This is a genomic window from Pelosinus fermentans JBW45 (genome assembly GCF_000271665.2).
GTDB lineage: Bacteria > Bacillota > Negativicutes > DSM-13327 > DSM-13327 > Pelosinus > Pelosinus baikalensis.
Genome location: NZ_CP010978.1, coordinates 4,012,827 through 4,035,258, shown reverse-complemented (window position 1 = coordinate 4,035,258; position 22,432 = coordinate 4,012,827). Strand labels below are relative to the sequence as shown.

Below are 22,432 nucleotides of genomic sequence, written 5' to 3'. Positions count from 1 at the left end.
AGTTAAACTGGAGGGATAAAGTTATGATACCGAACTGCAAAATAAATATTAATAGTTTGGTGGCACGTCTCCGCGGCGAAGGCGTGTCTTTATGGGCAGAGAATGGTAAGCTGCGCTACAGAGCGCCGCAGGGAATGCTGGCCGGCAGCGATCTGCAGTCGCTGAAAGACTATAAGACGAATATTCTGAGCCTGCTTCAGTCGGAAGCCAAACCGGTGACAGTGGAATATCATCCCGAATCAAGATATGAGCCTTTCCCGTTAACGGATGTACAGTTTGCTTATTTGCTTGGCCGCAGTGAAGTCTTCGGGTATGGGGGTGTCGCCTGCCACATTTACCTTGAACTTAACTATCCGGAGCTGGAGCGCAGACGTGTCGAGGCAGCATGGAATAAACTGGTTTTGCGTCATGATATGCTGCGGGCCGTCATTAACAAGAACGGCTATCAGCAGGTCATGGAGAAGGTGCCGCGACTGGATGTGGCCTATACTGATGCAGGTGCATGGGAGACAGATAAAGTATCAGCACAGCTTGATGACATCCGGGAGGAAATGGGTCACCGCATTTACAATACGGATTGCTGGCCTTTATTCGGTGTGGCGGTGACGAAAACTCCAGATCGGTCCGTGCTGCATTTTTCCATTGAGTTTCTCATCGCCGACTGGGCAAGCATCTGGCTGTTGCTTTCGGAATTTGAAGCGTTGTACTACGAGTCGGAGCGAAAGCTTCCGGATTTTAAGCTCAGTTTCCGCGATTATCTTATAGCCGAACGCAGTTTGCGGGAAAGTATCGTATATGCAAAGGACAAAGATTACTGGTTCCGCCGGATTGATGATTTGCCACTGGCACCGGATCTGCCGATGGCAAGACTTCAGACTAATTTCGGCAAGGCACGTTTCAGCCGTCGTTTTCTTGAGCTGGATGCCCAAACCTGGAACGGATTGAAGCAAAAAGCACAGCAGCGTGGTCTGACGCCGACGGCTGCTGTGATGACGGCATACGCTGCCGTACTTGAGCGATGGAGCCGCAGCAAAAAGTTTTGTCTGAATCTTACCGTACTGAACAGGCTTCCGCTGCATTCCCAGGTTAATGATATAGTTGGTGATTTTACTTCGGTCAGTCTGCTTGCCGTGGACTGGTATACCGGTAATTCGTTTACTGAACGTGCAAAAACAATGAATAAACAACTGTTTGACGATCTGGATCACCGCCTGTTTTCGGGGGTCGAAGTGTTAAGGGAGATTTTCCGCAGACGCGGCCGGGAAGCCGCGCTGATGCCGATCGTGTTTACCAGCGCTATCGGGCTTGTTGAGCCGACAGAAGGAAACCGCCTGCAAGGAAAAGTCGAAGGTCAGGGAATCAGTCAGACCCCGCAGGTTTTTATTGATTGTCAGGCGATGGACAGTTCGTCCGGTCTTCAGGTTAACTGGGATATCCGGGAAGGCGTTTTCCCTGAAGGAATGACGGATGACATGTTTGATGCATTTGAGTCGCTGCTGCGCTTGCTGGCTGGAATGCAGCAAGTTTGGGATGCAGGCGAAACTGTGGCTTTACCTGCGTGGCAGTTAAGCGAGCGACAGCGGGTTAACGATACAAAAATGCCGTTACCGGATGGTTTGCTGCACAGCGGGATCCTGGCACAGGCCGCGGCCGCCCCGGACCGGCCTGCTGTTTTAGATAGCAAAGGACAGGTGACATACGGCGAACTCATGCTGAGAGCATCGGCAGTGGCCGAAAAACTGCAAGAAACCGGCTGCAAACAACAGGACAGAGTTGCGATAATTATGGACAAGTCTGCGCATCAGGTGGCGGCGGTGTTGGGCACTTTGTCGGCCGGCGCAGTTTATGTTCCAGTTGATATCACGCAGCCGGAATTACGCCGCTCCGCTATGTTGAAAAAAACGAATGTTCATCATGTTTTGACATACTCGACAAGCGGGATAGAATGGCCGGAAAACATTACGGTGATTGAAGTGGATAAGCTGATGCCACATCGGGAAAATGCTCTTGTGGCTGACGGTGATCCTGATATGCCGGCTTACATCATTCATACCTCGGGTTCAACCGGGCAACCAAAGGGCGTTGTAATCACACACCGTGCGGCCGCCAATACAATTACAGATATCAACAGCCGCTTTAACGTCGGCCGGGATGACAAGGTTCTGGGACTGGCTCAATTGAGTTTCGATTTGTCCGTCTATGATATATTCGGCATTTTGTCTGCCGGAGGAACGCTGATCTATCCTTCCGTTGACAGGCAGACAGACCCGTCTCACTGGGCGGAACTGATGGCTGAACATGAGATTACGGTCTGGAATTCCGTGCCGGCATTGGTGCAGATGCTGGTTGCCTACCTGAACTCCGAATCTAAAATAGACCTGTCGAAGTTCCGGCTTGCCATGCTGTCCGGAGACTGGATACCGCTGACTCTGCCTGATACGCTGATAAAACGAGTGCCTTCCGTACAAATAATAAGTCTTGGTGGTGCCACTGAAGCATCAATTTGGTCAAATTACCATGTTTATCAGGGGGTGCAGCCGGACTGGAACAGTATCCCATACGGACGTCCGCTTGCCAATCAGGGTTTCCGTATTTTGGATGAAGGGCTGCGGGACTGCCCCGTATGGGTGATGGGGGGACTGTATATTACTGGCGACGGTCTTGCCAAAGGCTATTTCGGAGATAAAGGAACTACTGAGGCGCGGTTTTTTCCTCATCACGTTGACGGGCAACGGCTTTACCACACGGGGGACATGGGACGCTACATGCCTGGCGGCGAAATTGAATTCCTTGGTCGCGAAGACAATCAGGTCAAAATTAAGGGGCACCGGATCGAACTGGGGGAAATTGAAGCGGCCCTGCAGAAGCACCCTGCTGTTGCCGCAGCCGCGGTTGTGGTAGATAGCTCAGGTGATAATAAGGCGTTGATCGGCATCGTGGAGACGGTCTGCTTTAAACAGAACGGCATACCGGTAAATGCATCAACGTTGGCGGAGTTTCTTTCACAACGCCTACCCGCTTATATGATTCCTGTCGCCATACAAATCGTTGACGCGTTACCATTGACAGGCAACGGAAAAATAGACCGGCGGGAGCTTGCCAAATGGAAAATCCAATCCATAACAGATGATTCTGTTATGGAATCCATAGCCGGAATTTCGGATCCTCTGGAGGAACAACTGTTGCGGATATGGGCGGAAGCACTGGGTATGCCGGTCATCGGCAGACTGCAGAATTTTTACGATCACGGTGCGGATTCGCTCATTATGGCTCAGGTTGCAGGAAAGCTGCGGGAAATTTTCGCCGGTGAGTCATTAATGCTTGATATTCCTTTTGATGCTCTGCTCAGACAGATGCTCAATTATCCGACTGTCGCGGCACTTGCTGAATTTGTGCGTTTGCAAAGCAATAAGACCGGACACGCTTCTGTTGATGATTCGATCAGACAACAAAAAAACAATTCAAGCAATGCGGTGCTTACCTCTTATGGAGGCGGAACGGGAGCCCTCAGAGTTGTTTTTCATGCCGGCCTTGGTACGATGAATTGTTTTCGTCAACTGCTTACTCATCTGGATGAACAGAATAGCGGTCCTGTTATCGGCATAACTGTAGCGGATACCGATTTGTATTGTTCATTAGATCATTCGGGTCTTATTGAGCATCTTGCGGATGATTACGCCGAACGGCTTATTGAAACAGGTCATAAAGAGATGCAGCTGATCGGTTACAGCCTGGGAGGGTTGATTGCTGTTGAAGTGGCAAGACGTCTGTTGGAGAAAGGCATACATTTGCTGGATCTGGTTCTGATTGACAGTCCGCCTGTTCTTTATGATATAGACGATAATTTGGTTATTGAATCATTGTTTATACAAAACCTCCACATTCCACTTGAGAAGGCGGGTTTCAGCAGCGTAACTCAGGATGAATTTGTACGCGGCTTGCGGCACATGTTTGAAGTCAATAATCACAGTATACCTGCAGGAGCGTCGCTGGCTATAGGCGGTGATGAGGGGCTCGATAAGGTGGGTGATTTGTTCAGAAGACTCTCAGTTCTCTCCACGAGAGATCGTTTCACGGTTTATGTTGAGGCGGTAGCTAAAGTTACCGGCGACAACATGCCAGTAGAGATGGCTGAGGGTATGTTTAAGGTTTTTCGCCAAAGTTTGAAGTCCGCCCATTTCACGCCTCAGCCGTATATGGGAGACATCCGGTTTCTTCTGGCGCGTGAGCCGTTTGCCTTAATGCCGTGGACGAATGAAACAACGCTTGGTTTCTGGAAGGAAATTTGTCTTGGTAAATTTTCAGTGCAAAAAATTGCCGGCAATCACTTCACTTGCATTGTAGCCGAACCGAATGCAAGTGATCTTGCCAGGGTGATAGGAGATTTACGATGCAGATAAAGGGTGTTCATACTTTTGAAAAGGAGAACAATATGACAAACGATGGAAATACGAAGATACATAAAAATATCGGATCCGTTGTTCAGATCCTGAATTTCAGAGCGCAGCACACTCCGGATAAAACCGCTTACGGAATGCTCGACGCAGAGTTTAATTTATCGGAAATCACCTATTCGGAATTATTTTTAAGAGTATCGGCTCTCTCCTCTAGTCTCTCTGCTCTTAAAATTGCCGAAGGCAATCGTTGTATACTGATGTTTCATCAGGGAATCGATTTCATCGTATCGTTTCTTGCCTGCAACCGCATTGGCGCAGTTCCTGTTCCCATAAATATGCCGGGCCGGAATAAGTCCCTTGCGAAATGGGAAAATATTTCCATGAATTCTCAGGCCCGCTGCATTATTACCGACAAAACCGGTGTTTTTTCACTTAAAGACATGCTGAAAAATTCCGAAACGCTATCCGCGCTGCCTGTATATTCCGAGCAGGAAGATGTTTCTGCCGAAACTATTTCAGGTTTTAATGAACTGGCTTTTTTGCAGTACACATCCGGTTCCACCGGAGATCCCAAAGGGGTCATGGTCACCCATTCCGCTCTGATGAATAACCTGAAGCAGATTAAAGACAAATTTAGGTTTCACGAAGACAGCGTTATGGTGAGCTGGCTTCCCTTTTACCATGATATGGGCCTGATTCTCGGTATTCTTCAGGGAATTTATTCCGGTTACAAAGTAATTTTAATGAACCCTGCTGATTTCATGCAACAGCCTATGAATTGGATGAAGGCCATTTCAGCCTACGGAGCGACTCATACCACAGCGCCCAATTTCGCCTATGAACTGGCGGCTGACAAACTGGAGAAACTGACTCATGCCGAATTAGTAAGTATTTCACTGAAATCTCTGGAAAGAGCTATTTGCGGCGCCGAGCCGGTTAATATGAATACACTGCTCAAATTCAATAAAACAGCCCAACATTTCGGGCTCAGAGAACATACATTATCGCCGGGATACGGACTGGCCGAAGCTTCTCTGGTTGTGTCGGCATATAAACCAGGACAAAAGGCCGGCTGGCTGAAACTAAACAGAACGGATCTCCAAAGCGGCTCTATTTTCGTAATTGACAAAGGGTATCTTGGGTTTTCTCAGCAAATGACAAATGAAGCAGCGATTGGAGAAACCTATCTGGTTGGCAACGGTTTTGTTGTGGACGAGCATCAATTGTCAATCAGAAATCCGGAAGACGGTACAGAACTTAGCGAGCAGGCAATCGGCGAAATCTGCTTTGCGGGGCCTTCTGTAACAAAAGGTTACTGGAACCGTCCGGAGGAAACAAAGAATACATTTCCCGCCGATGAAGAAACCGGTCAGGTTTATCTGAGAACAGGCGATCTTGGCTTTAAGGATACAAACGGCGAACTTTATATTACTGGCAGAATAAAGGATTTGATCATTATCCGGGGTATGAACTATTATCCGCAGGACATTGAAAGAACAGCATTCAATGCCGGCCCCGATCTTCGTGTGGACGGTGCTGCCGCTTTTTCTGTCCAGCAGGAGGGAGAAGAAAAGCTGATTCTGATCCAGGAAGTTAACCGTTCGGCTGTCAGAAATCCTCAATGCGACAAATGGGCAAAAAAAATCAGGGAAGATGTCCTCAAGGTGCACGACATCCCGGTGGAAATTATCGTCTTTATTCCGCCGATGCATATTCCCCGCACAACAAGCGGCAAGATCCAGCGGAACAAAGCAAAGTTAATGTACTTAAACTGCGAATGGAGCAAGATTGTGGGAATTTCTTCCCTGGAGCAAATCAGAAACAGTTTTAACGTTTCCAGTGAAAAAATCGACAGCCGAGAAGCTCTGGCGGAGTTTATTGCCGGACTTGTTGCCCGGCAGCTTGCCATTCCCACGGCCGAAATTGATCAAAACATACCTTTTGCGGAACTGGGCATCAATTCAATGATGTCACTATCTATTCGCAATTCCCTTGAACAAGCTATGGGTTTCACTGTTCCGGCAGCTTCGTTGTTTAATTATAATACAGTACAGCAAATGAGTGAACATCTCTTTTCTCTCTGCAACATCAGTTTCAACAAGCCGGTCCAAGCTAAAAAAGCTGCAGATCACACCGTATTCGCACAATCGGAATTCGATAACTGTTCGGAAGATGAGCTTTTTGAACTTTTGAAAAAAGAATTAGGAGAAACGGATGATGCATACTGAAACAACAGCTAAAAGCCAGATTATAAAAAAAGCACTTATAGAAATACAAAGATTAAAACAGGAGTTAAATGCGCAACAGAACGTCCATTGCGAGCCGGTTGCCGTCATCGGTATGGCCTGCCGTTTTCCGGGCGGCATTACGGATTCGGAAAAATTTTGGGAAATTATGGTTGAAATGAAAGATATGATCTGCAGCATTCCGGACACGAGATGGAAAAAATACCATGGTAAGAATATTCTGGATAATCCCTATATAAGAAAAGCGGGCTTTTTGTCGGAAGACATTGAAGCATTTGATCACCGACTTTTCAGATTATCACCGAAAGAAGCAGAAAGAATGGATCCGCAGCAGCGCATCTTTCTCAAAGTTTGCTGGGAAGCTCTGGAAAATTCCGGCTATGCCCCGGATAAACTGAAAGGTTCCAAAACGGGGGTCTATGCCGGTGTCACTTTACCGGACTACATCAATGAATTATATCTTGATAAAAAAATCAATGCTTCACTTGAACCTGGTGATGTAACCGGCAGTGGTTTTTCGTTCTTATCCGGAAGGGTTTCCTACTTCTTCGGTTTTCAGGGGCCTGGCATTACGGTGGATACCGCTTGTTCTTCCTCACTTGTTTCCGTGGATCAGGCATGTAAGGGATTAATGACCGGTGATTGCGATATGGCAATTGCCGGCGGTGTAAACCTGCTGTATTCACCGGAAACCACGGAACTACTGTCGACATTGAATATATTATCCCCCGACTGCGTAATCCGTAGTTTTGACGCTAAAGCGAACGGCACTGTCCGGGGTGAGGGCTGCGGCGTTGTTGTGCTGAAAAAGCTTTCAGCCGCTGTAAGAGACGGAGATCATATCCACGCAGTAATCAGAGGAAGCGGTGTAAATCAGGACGGACTGAGTTCCGGACTGACCGCTCCTTACGGGCCTGCTCAGGAGAAACTAATCACGGATGTATGGCAACGCTGCAAGCTTGATCCCCGTGATATAGGCTATCTTGAAGCTCATGGCACAGGCACGGAGCTGGGCGATCCAATCGAAATTTCCGCACTGGGCAATGTTCTTGCCAAGGACAGAATTACTCCGCTTTATGTGGGAACTGTAAAAACCAATATTGGTCATCTCGAAGCGGCTGCAGGCATTGCCGGGCTCATTAAGGCGGTTCTTGCCGTTGAGAACGGCAAGATACCGGGCAATCTGCATTTTGAAACCCCTTCGCCTCATATAAACTGGCAGAATATTCACGTGGAAGTGCCCAGGAAGACGCTTTTATGGGAAAACAGTATGGACAAACCGAGAATTGCCGGAGTCAATTCTTTCGGTCTTAGCGGCACTAATGCTCATGTAGTGGTTGAACAGTATTGCAATAAGTCGCCGCGCGAACGGGGAAATTCCCTTCTCTGCGATAAAGAAAAGGTCCTGCCTTTTAAATTCAGTTCCATCACCGAAAGAGGATTGCGCGATCAGCTCGAAGGGTTTTTAACTTATCTGGAAAAAATCGCAAAGCGAGCAGACATCAGTTTTCCGGATTTATCCTACAGCCAGAATATTGCGAAAGCCGATTTGAAGGAGAGGATAGTCGTCTGGGCCAAATCTGCCGAAGAGCTGAAAACAAACATCAAACAGGCTCTCGCGGGCAGAACAAACCTTGACGTCAGCCGTAAGAATACGGACAAAAAAGTCATCTTTCTGTTCACGGGACAGGGTTCACAGTATCCGGCGATGTTTGCGGATTTTTACCGCGAAAACCGTATTTTCAGATCCTGCCTGGATCAATGCAATACATACTATAAAGAAAATACAGGAAAGGATCTTATTGAGATTATTTTTTCCTCCGGCAGCTTCCTGCACGAAACGCGTTACACGCAGCCGGCGCTTTTTGCCGTTGAATATTCTCTGGCGCAGATGTGGCTGGAATACGGGGTCGAACCTGCCTTTATGATGGGACACAGTGTCGGAGAATATACAGCAGCGTGTCTGGCCGGTGTGTTTGATCTTGCGGATGCAGTAAAACTGATTACTGCCAGGGGCGAGCTTATGTACTCGCTGCCTCAGAACGGCAAGATGGCGGCAGTTCTTACCGGGAAGAAAATTGTCCAAAATATAATGAAAGATAAAAAATCCGTTTCCATTGCCGCTGCCAACACTCCCGAACAAACGGTCATTTCAGGTGATGAAAAGGAAGTGAAAGATGTCTGCGCTGCACTGGAAAATGACGGAATAAAAACAGTGCCTCTGCAGGTATCTCACGCTTTTCATTCGCCGCTGATGGAACCGATAGTCGCCCGCTTTGAAGCCGTTGCCCGGCAAGTGAAATATTTCGTCCCGTCGAAAGTGCTGATTTCCAATGTGACAGGCAGCCAGATCGGTGCCGGGATAGCTTCATGGGAATACTGGAGCCGGCACATTCCGGCGGAAGTCAGATTCTATGAAAGCGTCAAGTCAATAGAAAACCCCGAAGAATACGTGTTTCTGGAAATAGGCCCGTTCCCTGTCCTGACTTCCATGGTGGAATGCATTTGCGGTGATAAGGCGGATTGTATCGCTTCCAACTATCCGGATGTAAAAACGGCGGATCAGATTGAAAAAAGCGTTTTTCATCTTTACAATCGCGGCGTCAACATCGAATGGAAGAAATACTATGCGGAAGCGGGTTGCAAAAAAGTCGCCATACCGAACTATCGGTTTAGCGAAAAACATTTCGGGCTTGCAGGATTAAACGGAGAACATTGGTTCCTTACGCAACACGACCAGGTGGATTCACCGGGCGGTTTAGATCTATCTGTCTTCCCCGGCGATCCTCTGTCCGGGCAAGCATTTTCAAACCCGGATGAAGTGAAGAAATATATCCGTGCAGCGCTGATTCGTGAACTGAAAACGGCAGAAGACGAGCTGCTGGATGATCAAAACCTGCTGTTATACGGCCTGAACTCTATTGTCACCACAAGGCTGGTGGCGTCATGGAAAAGCGATCTGGCGGTTCCCCTGAATCCGGGAATCTTTCTAAGTAACTGCACTATCAACAAATGGACAGAAATAATTTGTGAAAAAATGAGAAATCAGGAAACGGGTTTTGAGGAGAAAATACCATTCCATTCCTATCCGGACAAAAGCTATGAACCATTTCCGCTGAACGAAGTTCAGTATGCCTATTGGGCGGGAAGAAATGCCGAGCTGGAATGGGGTGGGGTTGGGTGCTATGCGAGTTTTGAAATCGACGCGAACGAACTTGATCCTGCCAGGTTTGAGCAGGCTTTGCATGCTCTGCTGCAGCGGCACGAAATGCTGAGAAACATTATCTCTGTGGATGGAACACAACAAATCATGCCGGAGATCAAGCCGCCGCTGACCGTTTATCACCGGGAAGCGGTTCCGGATCTGCAGACGCATCTCGAAGTAGTGAGAGGAGAGATTTCCACACAAGTGATTCCGCTTGGTACACCGATGTTTGATATTCGTCTGACCGAAATGAATGAGGGCCAATGGCGTATTCATTTTGGTATCGATTTCATGATTGCCGATGCCCTGAGTCTCTTTATTTTCTGGAAAGACTTGGCCTGCCTTTACTCAGGCGGACGGTTGCCTGTTCTGGAAGTTTCATACAAAGATTATCTGAGCTATACTTTCGAACGCAAGAAAGGCAGGCAGTACGAATTAGATAAGAAGTACTGGCTGGACAGGGCAGAAGGATTTCCGGCAGCTCCGGAATTTCCCGTAAATTTGTCTGGGGGACAAGCGGTCAAAAGGAAATTTGTCAGACGGAAAAAACTGCTTGACCGCGAAACCTGGCTCAGTTTCGTTCAGGCGGCAGCCGGGCAAAACCTGACACCATCAGCCGCACTACTCAGCCTTTATGTGGAAATTCTTTCGGCATGGGGGGCAGGCAGCCATTTTGCCCTTATGCTGACCGTCTTTGACAGGGAAGATGTCCATCCTCAGATCAATCAGATCATCGGCGACTTTACGCAGTTAATGCTTGTCGAAATTCGCCGGGACAATATCGCCGCAGCCCTGAACGCGGCCGCGATTCAGTCACAAATGCAGGCGGATATTGAACACAGCAATTATTCCGCGATTGATTTCGTGAAAGAACTGAACAAAAGGGATGACGCTCAGGAGCGAATGTATCCCGTGGTTTTTACAAGTGCTCTTGGTATGGAAAATCTGAATGACAACGCGGGATTGGGCGGGTTTTTGGATAATATGGGATGGTCGGTATCATCTACCCCTCAGGTCTGGCTGGATCATCAGGTTTACAATGAAAAAGGCGGCGTGACCCTTTCTTGGGATGCTTTAGATGATGTTTTTCAGCCGGATGTGGTCAATTCCATGTTCGAGAAGTATGTTGAGCTTGTCATGAGAGCGGCCAGGGGGCAAAATTTCTGGTCGGAAACTGTGGTGGATCTGCGCACTGAACGTCAGAGACAAACCCATGAGAACGCGAATAGCACGGTAAGGGAATTTAAAGATACTCTTCTGCATGAAATTATCCGGCACAGAGCCTTTACCGATGCCGATCAAACAGCCGTTGTGTTCGATAATCAGCAATACAGTTACCAACAGCTTATTGCCCGGGCCAATCAGGTTTCCCAATTGCTGCAGGAACAGGGCGTTAAAAAAGGCGACAGGGTCGCGCTGCAAATGGGTAAATCCTTTGAACAAATAGCCGTTGTTCTCGGTATCGTTCAAGCCGGCGCCGCCTATGTGCCCCTTTCCTGCGATCAGCCGGCCAGCCGGACGCTGGACATTCTCAGGAAAGCCGAAATAACCATATTGTTTGTCGATCACGCTCTGAGCTTAGGGGAAGAGGCAGTAAAGCAGCTTATTTCCTTGGAGCTAGAGGGGAAAGATGGCGTATGGCATGAGGTTGAAATCAGTCCCTCGGATCTGGCGTATATCATTTACACATCGGGCTCAACTGGCACACCGAAGGGAGTCTGCATTTCCCACCACGCGGCAATGAATACCATTATTGATGTGAACAGCCGCCTCGGCGTGACAGCGGCGGACCGTATTCTCGGGGTGTCTGCGCTAAGCTTTGATCTCTCGGTCTACGATACTTTCGGAGTATTGACTGCAGGCGGAGCACTGATTCTGCCTACGGAAGCGGAGCGGATGGATCCCAAATGCTGGCGAAGACTTGCGCTTGAACATCATATAACCCTGTGGAATTCGGTCCCGGCATTAATGGATATCTATGCAGATTTCCTCGGTGGAGGAAATTCCGGAAAAGATACCTGCATAAGACAGATCATTCTGTCGGGCGACTGGATACCTTTGGGCTTGTTTGACAAAATCAAACAGGCATTACCCAACGCTCAACTGACTGCCATGGGGGGAGCGACGGAGGCGTCCATCTGGTCAAACTATTATCATGTTACCGGCATTGAGCCGGAATGGAGATCCGTGCCTTACGGCTATCCGCTTGCCAATCAGTCTTTTCATATCCTTGACGAATTCGGCAGACCATGCCCTGACTGGGTAAAGGGGAAACTGCATATCGCGGGGCAAGGACTGGCTAACGGCTATCTGAACGAACCGGGACTTACCAATAAAGCCTTTTTCCAGCATGCAGCTTTAAAGCAAAGACTGTATGATACAGGGGATTACGGGCGCTATATGCAAAACGGCGTGATTGAGTTTCTCGGCAGACAAGACAATCAGTTTAAAATCAACGGTTACCGGATAGAAGCCGGAGAAATTCAGTCGGCTTTCGGAAAATGCGGCATTACTGGAGATCCTGTTATTTTGCCTGTTGGCGACCGGATGGAGAGCAAAAAACTGATCGCCTATGTTAAAGGAGATCCGGCGTCATTTTCTGAGTCGGATCTGAAAAACAGTCTTAAAGCCTATCTGCCCAGTTATTTTATCCCGGAAAGAATCATTGCTGTTAAAGACTTTCCGATGACTTTTAACGGTAAGGTTGACCGGCAAAAGCTTCTTGAAAACTTAGGCGATCTGACCAAACAAGCTACTTCGTCCGCTTATTACGGCATAGCAGAATATCATCCGGTTCTGCAGACGGTTCGTGAAATACTAAATCTGCCGGAATTAAAACCCGCAGATAATTTCGGCGATATGGGCGTTTCATCCGTCGACATTATCAGGCTTGCCAATCACCTGGAAACTGTTTATGCCGACAGACCTTCTGTCGGCGAAATGGTGAGATACCGGTCAGTATCCGATTTGATTGATTTTTACAGGCAGAAAAATATCGGTTTGGCAGATAAAAACGCAAAACAGCTCGTACCGGATGCCAGGTTTTGCATGTTTTCACAGGAGCAGATTAAATACCTCAGCAAGATCGAACCTATTACGAATCCCGACGAACGGGAATATTTCCGGAAAGCGATAAGCGCTCAGCGAAGTGAGCTGCTGGCAAACGAAAGAATTCCGCTGGAATTTGATGAGCTGAGCCTCAAAAAGGATCATTGCTTTTGGCACAAAAGCGATCAGGAGTTTCTGCCGGCTCAGATCGATCAGATTTCCTTTAAACAGTTTCTTGCGCTTTGCCTGCAAGAAACTGCACATAAAGACAAAAAATTTAATTACGGATCAGCCGGAGGGATATATCCCGTCCAGATTTATCTGTCGGTATTCAAAAACGGCATTGAAGGTATAGCAGAAGGCAGCTATTATCTTGATGTCAGAGAACACTCACTGGTTCAACTGCACCGGCATGAAATGCTGTCACCTGGTAGTCCGGCATCAGGCTGCGGCGGGCTAAAAAATGCCGCTTTTCTCATACATTTTGTCGGCGACCTCAATGTTGTTTATCCGATTCATGAAAGAAATTCGCTGAAGCTGTGTTTCATCGAAACCGGCTTAATTTGTCAGCTGCTTGAAACTCATGCTGGACTTTTCGACATAGGCTGCCGGCAAGTCGGTGCCTATGAGTTTGAAAAAAAACATGTTTTGTTCGATTTAACTGCACAGCATTATTATCTGCATTCCATGGCTGCCGGCAAAATCGATTTCAGGCGGGAAAAAGCCAAGATGATAGCAGATCTTTCGGCCTCAGCGACGGACAATTTTCGGGAAATGGAGATGCTCACAGAGAAGTGCCGTGCGCAGGAGATTCATTTGCGGCTGGAAGGCGACCGGCTGAAATTCAAAGCTCCCGCGGGTACCATGACGCAGGAGATACAGGCGGAACTGAAGGCAAATAAAGAAGGTTTGATCCGGTATCTCCGGGAAACTCCGGGACAAACCGGCAGCGACTTTTCTTTGCAGGTCAACCGGGCGTTCCGGCTGACGCCCATTCAGCTGGCATATGTTTTAGGACGTTCGCCGGACTATCAACTGGGCAATACCAGCGCCCATTATTATGCAGAGTTCGAATGCAGCAGCATCAATCCGGTACAGCTTGAGAATGCCGTAAATGAAGTGATCAGAAAACACGAAATGCTGAGAACCGTCATTTATGACAACGGTACGCAGCAGGTATTGCAGGGGAACCCTCGTTTTAAAATTCCGGTGCATCACATTGATGACAAACGAAAACTCGAAGAAATCCGGAGCGAATGGTCACATCACCGCTATGAACTTGGCAAGTGGCCGATGTTTCATGTTCAGATCAGTCAACTGGACGACAACATTTCGAGACTTCACTTCAGTTTCGATTGTCTGATCGTGGACGGCTGGAGCGCCGAGATGATGTTCCGGGAAATATTCAGGGCCTATTACGGAAAAGCTGTTACGCAGCCTGATTTTACTTTCCGAGAATATATTAACCAGGAAGAGAACTGGCTGAAAGCAAAAAGTTACCATAAGGAAGCAGGGCTTTACTGGGAAGAACGACTACACAACATTCCGCCCGCTCCGGAACTTCCCCTAAAGAAAAATTTTGATGAAATAGTCCAACCTCGTTTCCGCAGACTGCAGTTTGTTTTGTCCTCAGAAGATTCGCGTACCCTTGGTGAAAGGATAAAAAAATACCGTTTTACGCCTTCTGCGGTTATCTGCACGGCTTACATGAAAGTGCTCTCCTGCTGGAGCAGCCGGAAAGACATCACCTTGAATCTCACGTTATTCAATCGTCTGCCGCTGAATAAAGACGTGCCGCGAATTCTCGGTGATTTCACGAATATCACCCTGATAGCTTTTTTTTACAACAGCGGGAGTTCATTTGTCCAGGAGACGGGGGACATACAGAATCAGTTATGGAAAGCAGTCGAGTACCGCACGCACAACGGACTCGATCTTTTACGCAGGCTTGCCAAAGATTCGCCGGGTAAGGCAGTGATGCCGGTTGTTTTTACGAGTCTGCTGTTTGGAGAATCCTCTGAAACCGCTGAACAGATCTTTCTGCCGGATATGAAGGAAGTATACGCAATAAGCCAGACGCCACAGGTCGCAATTGATCATCAGGCCTATGAACGGAACGGTTCGCTGTCGCTAATCTGGGATTTTGTAGAAGAGGCTTTTGAGGATTCGGTGATAGAAGGCATGTTCGCCGCATATAGAAGTCTGATTGAGCGTCTGATAGCCGAGGAAGACTGGAACAAAGTATTTACTGTGAGGAGTTCTGATGTATGAAAATTACAAACAACTGGTTTCCCTTTGCTCGTAACCGGGATATCAAAAAAACAAACAGGGTTTTCTGCTTTCACTATGCCGGCGGCAGTTCCTCCATATTCAAACATTGGGCGGTATCCCGCCTGCCGGTTGAATTTATCCCCGTAGAGCTTCCGGGCAGAGGGGCACGAATATCCGAATCATGTCTGGAGAATTTTGACTGCTTAATTGAACAAATGATTTCCAGTTTGATAACTGTAATCGACAACCGTCCCTTTTATTTTTTCGGACACAGTATGGGAGCAATGATCGCCTTTGAAGCAGCCTATCAGCTTCAGGGAAAATACGGGGTTCAGCCTGAAAAGCTTATTGTCGCCGGACGTCATGCGCCCCATCGCCCCGATCTGTCGTTGTTCAAAAGTCATATGAGCGATGAGACTCTTATATGGGAATTGAAGAGACTGAACGGAACTCCCCGGGAAATTCTGGAGAACAGGGAAATTATTCAGTTTTTACTGCCAATGATCAGAAGCGATTACAAGCTTCACGAAAGTTACAATTACCAGGGCCAAAAACTCAGCATTCCGATCATTGCTCATGCGGGAAAGCACGATCACGAAGCCAACGCAGCCGTCATGCAGCATTGGCAGCAAGTAACGGATGGGGCATTTGCAATCAAAGAATTCGACGGCAATCATTTCTTTGTGCAGAATTTGGGCGAAGAGTACCTCTCAGAACTGATCAGGGCAGTTTCGCAGGCTGATTATAACGTGAGGGAAGCCTGAGCGAACGATAACATTCTATGGCATGGCAGATGTTTTTACGTCATTCCACTTACCTTGCAATGGTGTTAATTATTTTAGATTTGATTCATGCTCGACTGTCTCCAGGAGTTGTTATGAAAGGGAGGTGTTAAAAGAGTTTGTTGGTTTTTATCATTACTACAACAATACCCGTTTTAATCGACATTAAGTACCATATTCATGACAGCGAGAGATTACTTGCATAAATAAAGGTGGGAGAGCGAAATGTTTGCTTTGTTTGAGGATATTAAAGCCATTTATCGGAATGATCCGGCTTGCAAAAATGTGGAGTTTTTACTGTATCCATCCTTTCATGCGATGATCGCTCACCGATATTTAATATGGCCGCTTTACCGTATGGGAATACCGTTTCTACCCCGCTTCTTTTCTCAAATACTACGTTTTTTGACCGGGATTGAAATTCATCCGGGGGCTAAAATTAAGCCGGGTTTTTTCTGTGATCATGGTAGTGGCGTGGTGATCGGTGAAACAGTGGAGATTGGCAGGAATTGTACTCTGTTCCACGGCGTTACGCTGGGGGGGACAGGAAAAGAGAAGGGAAAAAGGCATCCGACCATCGGGGATGGTGTTTATATCGGTCACGGAGCCAGCGTCATGGGACCGGTAACCGTAGGCAGCAGAAGTAAAATCGGTGCCAAGACGGTCATTGTAAACCGGGATGTGCCATGTGACTGCACGGTGGTTGGTTCACCGCCGCGCATTGTAAAAGTACACGAGAGAAAGACCGATCTTCCCCTTCCCATGGCGCATTATCGCAGAATCAACATTCAGCAGGAACAGAGTGAGAGGGATTTGATTGGCGTAGAGGAAAGAGTATAAGGGAGAAAGCGGTTACCGGTATTCGGATTTTGCAAAAGCATTTTGTTAACGCTGGTATTGTGTAAAACCATCATTTTTCCCGGCTTTGGTAAGAGAAAACCGGTCGATTTAGCTGTTTTGTGACTGGCAATCTGTCTACGAAAAAATGGAATGTCTAATTTACTCGCGTAGCGCCACTGTCCCCGGATCGGTTAGGCATTAGCAGCAAAATTGACAAACAGTAAGAAATCCGTTTTAGGGTAGCAAAACGCTGCCCGGGGCCGGGCAGGAAAAGACGGGGAACATCTCATAATATGCGTCTGGGCGCAGAAAGAGTGTAATGCTGGACGTGTCGGTTCATCAATCATCATTGGCAACAATATAAAAAAACTATGTGAAGAGTTAGGAGGTTTTCTATTTGAGTCAGACAATCGTAGATGAAAAAGAAAAGCAAAGGTATTTTATTTTAAATGAGAATCTATGGAAGGTTATGGCTGGACTATCATGGCCCGCCATCATTGCCATGGTTCTCTATGGCTTAAACACCGTCATTTCGGCTGTTTTTGTTGGCCGTTTCGTAGGCGAGACCGCTTTAGCAGGAGTTTCCGTGGCCTATCCTTTAACACAAATCAGCATAGGCCTGGGTTCGCTGATCGGCGTTGGCGCCGGTGCCGTATTAAGTATTGCCATTGGCCGTCAGGACAAAAATACCCAGGAACGGTTGCTCGGCAATGTCAATGTTCTTTCGCTGATTGTAACTGCTGTGTATATGGTATTAGGGCTGGCTTTTTCCATGGAATTAGTAAAGATGATGGGCGGAGCAGGGGAAGTGTTACTGCTGGGCGATATCTATTTTAGGATTACAGTCATGGGTGCATTTTTCTGGATCTATGGCCTGGCGGCCAACATGATTGTCAGAGCCGAGGGAAAAATGAAGTCGGCAGCAGTCATGATGGGCATCGGTCTGATTGTGGATGTTTTGGCGAACTATCTGTTTGTTGTGGTTCTTGATTTAGGCGTAGAGGGTTCCGCGTGGGCCACGAACATTGGTATGTTGATTTACACATTGCTTGGCTGGATTTATTTTAGTCAGGGTTTTGCTTCATTTAAAACAAAGACTTTTTCCCTGTGTCGGGACGCATCCTTGATAAAATCCATTCTTAGTCTGGGAGCGTCTACACTTATTATGATTGTGATGACTCTGGTGCAAGGGGTGGTTGTGTTTAATGTACTTGCCAAATATGGTACGGTGTCTGATATTGCCTTTTATGGCGTAGTCTACCGGGTATTCACTTTTTTGCTTATGCCAATCATTGGCTTAATGCGGGCGATGCAGCCGGTCGTCGGCATAAACTATGGTGCTGGGCAATATGAGCGCGTCATCAGTTCCTATAAGATATTTACTGTTGCTTCTGTGTTATTGACGGTGCCTTTCTGGATTATTTCCATGGTTGCTCCTGAATTTGTTTTGGGTCTGATGCTGCCTGGTCAATTATTTACCGGAACTCAGCTGATGTGTTTCTGGATTTATATGGCGGTTATCCCATTATTGTCAGCAGTTTTTATGGCCATGACATTCTTCCCTTCTATTGATAAAGGCAAACCGGCCGCCATGATCGGTATTACCAGACAACTGATTTTCTACATACCGGTCATGCTGATTTTACCGCAAAGGATCGGTGTTTCCGGCATTTATTGGGGATCGCTGGCGATAGATGCAGTTATTGTGTTATGGACCGCGATCATGGTGAAAAGAGAATTCACGAGACTCAGAGCAAAAGATGAACCAACCACTTTAAGTGCTTAGTGACAGTAAAGTAAGGATTTAATCACCGACCGGAAACTTCATAAATAATAACCACCCATTCTTTTCTTTCATTGATAAAGCCAAACCGGCTGCCGTGACTGGCATTGCCATAAATGAAGGGGCCGTACTGAAACTTTACGTTTCAACACGGCCCCTTCATTTTGGGGAGAGAGACACAACCAGCCTGAATATCCTCAAATGCTCCAGCCTTCCGCTGTTTTTCGTATAGCTAAGAATCTCTTATACACGCCCTCCTGTTTTATGAGATTCTCATGGGTTCCTCGCTGTGCGATGCGGCCATCATCGACTACCAGTATCTGATCAGCGTTCTGGATAGTGGCCAACCGGTGGGCAATGATGATCATCGTTTTCCCATGTACCAAAGCACTGATCGCTTTTTGAATGGTATGCTCGTTTTCCGGATCAACGCTGGCGGTGGCCTCATCCAGGATAACAATTGGCGCATTTTTCAGCATGGCCCTGGCGATAGAGATGCGCTGTTTTTCCCCTCCGGAAAGCGTGGAACCACCATCGCCGATTACTGTTTCATAACCATTAGGCAGATTCATAATGAAGTCGTGGCAGCAGGCTTTCTTTGCTGTTGCGACAACTTCTTCAAAGGTAGCCTCGGGTTTTCCGAACCGGATATTATTCAACACTGTATCATGAAACAAATATACCTTTTGAAATACCATACTGATATTTTTAAGCAGGCTGTCACACGTCATCGCTTTTACAGCCACACCGCCTACGGATACACTTCCTTTATCAGCATCATAGAAGCGGGCAATCAAACTGCATATTGTTGACTTGCCGCTTCCCGAGGGGCCAATAATTGCTGTAGTCGTGTTCTCCGGGATGGTGAATGAGACATTCTTTAATACAGTCCGTTTTTCATAGGCAAAGGTGACATCCTGAAACTGAATATCATATGTGGATAATTCCACATCCTTACTGTCTTTATCAATAAATTCCGCGTTTTCTATGCCGGCTAATTTGTCTAATGTGGCATCAATGATTTTCAATACATGAGCTGCGTTATTTAGCTGCTCTACATGCCCAAAAATGATGAAAGAGAAGATTGCCATCATCAGCATGGTCGGGATATCCATAGCTCCATTGGCCGCCAGTAGTGCCGAGGCAAGAACAATTCCGACTGATGCTGCTTTAAGCGCAAATAAATGGAGGCAGTTGTAAGGAACATAATTCTTTTCAGTTTTGACATTAATATCCTTACTCATCCGATAAGCCTTGCTAACGCCTTCTTTGGCAACGCCATCCTGCTTAAACGATTTAACCACAGGCATTCCTCTGACATACTCAATTGTAGCGGCAACCATACTATCTTTTGCCCTTTGCTGCACCGGTGCATTCTCGTTGCTCTTGTTACCCAGCAATTTTAAGAACACGGCAGACAGCAGTATGCCTGCCACTGCGATCAGCGCAACCCACACATTATAAAAAGCCAGACAAAGCACCATTGTTAATGCACTGATATAGCCATTTATGACAACATCTATCATCTTCATTCCGAACATCTCAATAAATGACAAATCTGTTGTTACGGCCGTGGCGATCTCTCCGGCACTTTTTTTACTGAAGAAGCCTAGTGAAACCCGTTTTAAGATGGTGCCAATCACGATTCTTTGTTCCGCTGTTACTTCATAGCCGATACTCTCCTGCGCGGAAGCACGCAGATAAGCAAATAAAAACCTGCCTGCTATCGTAAAGATCATAAAGCCTAACATATAGAATACCCAGTCCATTGTCAGCGTGGTGCGGCCGTTCATGTCTTCGATGATGAGATTCAGTCCGTATGCGGCGCCCATAATCGGCATCGCTGTAAACATCGCATTAAGGAAGGAATATAGAAAACCGAGGTACAGGCGCTTTTTGCGCTGACCGGACCACTTAATGATTCGTGCTATTAATCTAAGCATATCTCTTCACCTCTTCTTTTTCATTGTTAGCTGCCCAGTTTTTTGCACCGATATGAGCCTCCCACATATCTTTATAAAGTTTGCAGCCTTCAAGGAGCGCTTCATGCGAACCTGTCTGGGCAATACACCCTTTTTCCAGAACGACAATTTGGTCTGCTTTTTTAATGGTTGAGAGCCTGTGGGCAATCACCAGTAAAGTCTTTCCTTTGGTAAGGGCGGCAATGGATTGTTGTAGTTTATCTTCATTTTCCGGATCGGTAAACGCTGTTGCCTCATCCAGGATAACAACCGGCGCATTTTTTAAGATGGCTCTGGCAATGGCAATGCGTTGCTTTTCTCCTCCTGATAATTTTCCTCCGGCCTCGCCGGCAGTGGTATCATACCCGTTATCCAGATTATTGATAAAGCCATCGCAATAAGCTGCTTTCGCTGCTGCGATTACTTCTTGATCGGAGGCCTGGGGATTACCAAGGCGGATATTTTCCCGCAGCGAGCAGTTAAACAGGAAATTATCCTGAGTGACAAAGCTCACCGTGTCGGCAAGTTGTGTCAGGGGCAGCTTTTTGATAGTAACACCGCCTATGCTGATTGTTCCGCTCCCGACATCCCAAAAACGTGCAATCAGCCTCGCAACGGTTGACTTTCCCCCTCCGGAAGGGCCGACCAGTGCCGTAAAAGTCCCCTGCGGGAGCTTTAGATTAATGTCATGGAGCACGTTATTTTCTATATTACCCGCATGGGAAGCTTTATCCGCGTCATAGGAAAAGGACACATTATGAAGCTCAATATCATATTGAGTAAGCTCTACCGGCTCATGCGCGTTTTCAAGCTCCTTCAGGTTTAAAAATTCATCGGCATCTTTCACTGCGTATTCTATCGCTTTGGCATCATTAACAAATACCGTGAAGCTGGTTAACGGTGCTACAATGCCTAAAGATAATATCAGACACATTGTAAGCTCTGCCGGACTTAGGGACCCATCAAGATACAGATACATGCCAAGCGGCATCGTGCCCACCAAGGTTGACGGCAGCACTGATCCGCCAAAGTTCATGAGCTTCCAGGTGCTTTTAAACCAATTGAGTGTATACTCTTTAAAAGACTCTACGGATTTTTCGAACTTTTCATAAGATGAGGTAGACTGGTTAAAGGCCTTGATGACTTCAATTCCCTCTACATATTCGACGATCACGCTGTTCACATAGTTGTTGGATTCTATATAATCAGCATACTGCTTGTTAAACGTTTTCATCATAATTGCGTAGGCCACAATTGCTACCGGCACCGTAACGATTGCCGCAAGTGCCATGCGCCAATTAATCATCATGAGATAAATAAATACGCAGATGGGCAAAAGTAGGTTGGAAATCCCTTCTGGAATCAGATGGGCCAGCGGCACCTCGATGGTTTCCACCCGGTCTACAATCACATTTTTCAGCTTTCCCACTGTCTGGTTCAGCACGGTGCCCAGCGGAGCTTTCATTAATCTGTCGGCAATCTTCAGCCGCATATTCTCTAAGATGCTGTATGCGGAAAAATGCGCTAACATTGTGGATATGGCATAAAAAACGAACTTTACGATATAACCGGCCAGACATATTGCCGCCCAGAATAAGATGCCGTTTACTGTCTGTTTTCCGTCAAAAAATAAAACAATGATTTGATATACGCCAATATACGGCACAATACCGCCTGCGACACTGATAATGGCGCATATTACCGAAAAGATCATCTTCAGCCTGCACTCCGTGGCAAAGGACAAAACGGTTCCCAGCCAGTTTTTTTCTTTCATTTTAGCTCACCTCTTCGAGATTTTTTGGTTTTAAAGACCGTTTCCTCTATAGAGAATATTTTATAAGACGTTTGTCTTATAAAAATATAATACGGGTTGGTTAGATATCACTAACCAACCCGTAT

General features: G+C 46.9%; 8 protein-coding genes. 6 read left to right on the top strand and 2 right to left on the bottom strand.

All coding sequences use genetic code 11. The features are described from left to right. Nucleotides 1-23 precede the first annotated feature (23 nt). The 6 genes from JBW_RS17855 (at nucleotide 24) to JBW_RS17830 (ending at nucleotide 18,575) form a co-directional block, all read left to right on the top strand. Nucleotides 24-4,400, top strand: a complete 4,377-nt coding sequence (locus tag JBW_RS17855; protein WP_007960651.1) for a non-ribosomal peptide synthetase — start codon at nucleotides 24-26, stop codon at nucleotides 4,398-4,400. Then, nucleotides 4,391-6,625 carry an AMP-binding protein gene (locus JBW_RS17850; protein ID WP_007960653.1) on the top strand — a complete coding sequence of 745 codons (2,235 nt, stop codon included), beginning with the start codon at nucleotides 4,391-4,393 and terminating at the stop codon, nucleotides 6,623-6,625. The genes JBW_RS17855 and JBW_RS17850 overlap by 10 nt, the downstream gene beginning before the upstream one ends. Further along, nucleotides 6,612-15,167 (top strand): hybrid non-ribosomal peptide synthetase/type I polyketide synthase, encoded by an 8,556-nt coding sequence (locus JBW_RS17845; RefSeq protein WP_007960659.1) that lies wholly within the window; start codon nucleotides 6,612-6,614, stop codon nucleotides 15,165-15,167. The genes JBW_RS17850 and JBW_RS17845 overlap by 14 nt, the downstream gene beginning before the upstream one ends. Beyond that, nucleotides 15,164-15,931: a thioesterase II family protein gene (locus JBW_RS17840; protein WP_007937338.1), complete on the top strand. Its 768-nt coding sequence runs from the start codon at nucleotides 15,164-15,166 to the stop codon at nucleotides 15,929-15,931. Before JBW_RS17845 ends, JBW_RS17840 begins: the two co-directional genes overlap by 4 nt. Nucleotides 15,932-16,174: 243 nt before the next feature. Beyond that, nucleotides 16,175-16,789, top strand: coding sequence for a serine O-acetyltransferase EpsC (gene epsC / locus JBW_RS17835; protein ID WP_007960661.1), 615 nt, complete (start codon nucleotides 16,175-16,177; stop codon nucleotides 16,787-16,789). Nucleotides 16,790-17,186: 397 nt separating this feature from the next. After that, nucleotides 17,187-18,575, top strand: a complete 1,389-nt coding sequence (locus JBW_RS17830; protein WP_007960662.1) for an MATE family efflux transporter — start codon at nucleotides 17,187-17,189, stop codon at nucleotides 18,573-18,575. Nucleotides 18,576-18,769: 194 nt separating this feature from the next. Here JBW_RS17830 and JBW_RS17825 read toward each other — a convergent pair whose 3' ends face one another. Both JBW_RS17825 and JBW_RS17820 read right to left on the bottom strand, forming a co-directional pair. Further along, entirely contained in the window at nucleotides 18,770-20,515 is a 1,746-nt protein-coding gene (locus JBW_RS17825; RefSeq protein WP_007960663.1) for an ABC transporter ATP-binding protein, read from the bottom strand. Continuing rightward, nucleotides 20,508-22,307 (bottom strand): ABC transporter ATP-binding protein, encoded by a 1,800-nt coding sequence (locus JBW_RS17820; protein WP_007960664.1) that lies wholly within the window; start codon nucleotides 22,305-22,307, stop codon nucleotides 20,508-20,510. The genes JBW_RS17825 and JBW_RS17820 overlap by 8 nt, the downstream gene beginning before the upstream one ends. Nucleotides 22,308-22,432: the final 125 nt, after the last annotated feature.

Coding starts and splice junctions, on each gene's coding strand:
- JBW_RS17855 (WP_007960651.1), top strand. CDS start 24: ATGATACCGAACTGCAAAATAAATATTAATAGTTTGGTGGCACGTCTC.
- JBW_RS17850 (WP_007960653.1), top strand. CDS start 4,391: ATGCAGATAAAGGGTGTTCATACTTTTGAAAAGGAGAACAATATGACA.
- JBW_RS17845 (WP_007960659.1), top strand. CDS start 6,612: ATGATGCATACTGAAACAACAGCTAAAAGCCAGATTATAAAAAAAGCA.
- JBW_RS17840 (WP_007937338.1), top strand. CDS start 15,164: ATGAAAATTACAAACAACTGGTTTCCCTTTGCTCGTAACCGGGATATC.
- epsC (WP_007960661.1), top strand. CDS start 16,175: ATGTTTGCTTTGTTTGAGGATATTAAAGCCATTTATCGGAATGATCCG.
- JBW_RS17825 (WP_007960663.1), bottom strand. CDS start 20,515: ATGCTTAGATTAATAGCACGAATCATTAAGTGGTCCGGTCAGCGCAAA.
- JBW_RS17820 (WP_007960664.1), bottom strand. CDS start 22,307: ATGAAAGAAAAAAACTGGCTGGGAACCGTTTTGTCCTTTGCCACGGAG.